At 72.5% G+C, this 2,636-nt stretch carries 1 protein-coding gene; it reads left to right on the forward strand.

What is annotated here, in order from left to right:
* Positions 1–373: 373 nt before the first annotated feature.
* Positions 374–2,636: hypothetical protein (locus ON37_RS24920; RefSeq protein ID WP_051032013.1), on the forward strand; the 2,263-nt coding region annotated here is incomplete at its 3' end.

The following is a 2,636-nucleotide window of genomic DNA, read 5'->3' on the forward strand; positions in this document are numbered from 1 at the left end:
GAGCACGCGCCCGGCACTGCGGCCCCCGGCACCGCCGGACCCAATTCGGCCGATCCGAATTCCCCGGCACCGGATTCCCCGGCCCCGGGGACGGCCGCCGGTCCCGGCACGGTCGCCAACGCACCGGCACCGAACGCACCGGCACCGAATTCACCTGCTCCCGATTCACCTGCTCCGCAGGCGCCGCCGCAGGTTCCAGTGCAAACCCCGTCCGCGCCTTCGGTTCCCACGCAGCCGAGTTCTCCCAGCGTGCCCGGCAGCTCCCTGGGCAACACGCTCGGAAATACGCTCGATCAGACGGGTGACACGCTGGGCACGGTCTTGCAGGTGCCGGGCAAGGTAATACCGCACGAGGGCAACTGAGGCGGTGGCTGTGGTCGGCAAGGACGCGGTCGCATTCGGCGCACTTCCCGGTGCTCGGGACCTGCTGCGCGAGTTGGACTCCGAATCCCCGGATCCGCTGGTGTATCTGATCCGGGGACGCTGCGGCACCGGGAAGTCGGCATTGCTCGCCGCGGTTCGAAATCGCCTGCGCCGACGCGGCATCGGCTGCTGCGACGATGTGAGCGCGACGACCGTACCGCCGGACACCCGCGCGGCGGTAGTGGTCGACGATGCCCATACGCTGGATCAGTTTCAGCTGGAAAAACTCTGCGCCGCAGTGGAATCCGATTCGCGCACGCTGATCGTCGCGACCCGTCCGCAGCCACACGACACCGCCCTGCGGGCGCTCGCCGACGCCGTCTCGCGCCGCGGCCGCGTGCTCGAATTGCGACCGCTGGGCGTTCCCGATATCGGCCCGTTCGCCCGCGAGCTCGGCATGACCGTGCCGCGCCAGGTCGCCGATCACATCCACCGCCGGACCGGCGGCATACCGGGCGGCGTGGTCGCCGCGCTCACCGCGGCCTGCGCCACCCGGCTCGACGGCGGTATCGAGGCCGTCGATCAGGCCGTGACCGCCTGGGCGCGCACCCTGCTCGACGACACCGAGCCCCGGCTGCTGGAGGTACTCGTCGTCGCCACCACCGGCGCCGGTCTGGATCCCAGCGAACTGGCCGAGGTGCTGGACACCGACGAGACGACGGCCGTCGGACTCGTCGACCGGGCTCGGGCCGGCGCCCTGGTCACCGATGCCGACCTGCTGTTGGCGCCGGCGATCGAACCGTTGCGCACCCTGGTCGGCGAGCGGCGTTTCGTTTCCATTCAACGCCGACTGCTCACCGCCCGCCTGGACGCGGGACTGCTGCGCGACCACACCGCACTGCAACTGGCCGAATCCGGTGTCCGCGACGAGCGTTTGGCCGAATATCTTTGTGCCGCGGCGCAACACGCCGGTCCGGAAGCAAGTCGCTACTACAACGCCGCGGTCGCCGGCGGGTACGACCCACAACCGATCGCGATTCCCCGCGCCGTCGCGGCCGTGCACAGCGGCGACGACGAGGCCGCCCTGCGCCTGGCCGAGCCCGTCCTCTCCCGCCCCGACGCACCGGCCGCGGAGCTGGCCGCCGCCGTGCGTATCTGCGCGAACATCCAGGCCCGCCGCGGCCTGATCGATCGGGCCGTCCAGCTGTACACCTGGCTCGGCACCACCCGCACCGGTGCGGATTGGGCGAGTGCCGCGGCGGTGTACTACCTCTGCGGTGAGGTGGGCGCCGCCACCGCGGTCTCGGAGTCGGTCGCGCAATGGCCGCCGACCGAGACCAACGCCCGGGCCGGCCGGTACGCCACCGCCCTGGCCCAGACCGTCACCGGCGAATCCCGCAGCGCCGCAACGGCCGCCGCGGCCGCGCTGATTCAGCTCGCCCGCACCGCCACCATCGAGGACGGTTTGCTGCCCTGCTCGCCGGTGGCACTCGCGACCCTGCTGTGCCTGAGTATGGGCGAACCGCGCCGCGCGTCCGACGCGCTCCGGGGCGCGGACACCGCGGATCCGCAAATCCGGGTGTTGACGGCGTGGACCGCGATGCTCGGGGGTGACGAGCAGTCGGCCGCGAAGATCGCCGCCACCCTCGCTCCCGGCACGCTGGCGCCGCGCGATCGCCTGCTCGCGCACGGTGTCCTCGTCGGCCTCGCCCGCCGCACCGGCGATCACGGCCTGCTGCTGCGGGCCTGGGAGGCCGCCTGCCCGGCCTTCGACGAAGTGGATGCCGACCTGCCCGCACTGCTGCCGATCGGCGAGTTGTGGCTGGCCGGTATCCGGCTCGGCGAACAGGAGCGGATGTCCCGGCTGGTGGAGGCGGCACGAGAAGTGTTGCGCCGCGCCGGAAATCCCCCTGCCTGGGCGAATGTCTTCCACTGGTACGACATTCAGGCCGCGATCGCGCACGAGCGCCCGGATGAGCTGGTGCCGCCCGCCCGGCTGCTGAAATCGGCTGCGCAGGCCGGTGATCCGCATGCCGCGATCCTCGCCGATGCCGGACGTACCTGGGTGCTGGTCTTGCGCGGTGAGGTCGACGAGGCCCGGGTGACCGCGGCGGTACGCCGACTGGCCGCGATCGGCATGATCTGGGATGCCGCCCGGCTGGCCAGCGAGGCGGCCCTGTCCGCCGGCGAACCCGCCACCGCCACCGCGCTGCTGAAGCTGGCGCGCACGGTCCGCACCGGCGCCCGGCCGCCCGCGGCGCCGGACCGGGTCC

It is taken from the genome of Nocardia veterana NBRC 100344, assembly GCF_000308855.1.
GTDB lineage: Bacteria > Actinomycetota > Actinomycetes > Mycobacteriales > Mycobacteriaceae > Nocardia > Nocardia veterana.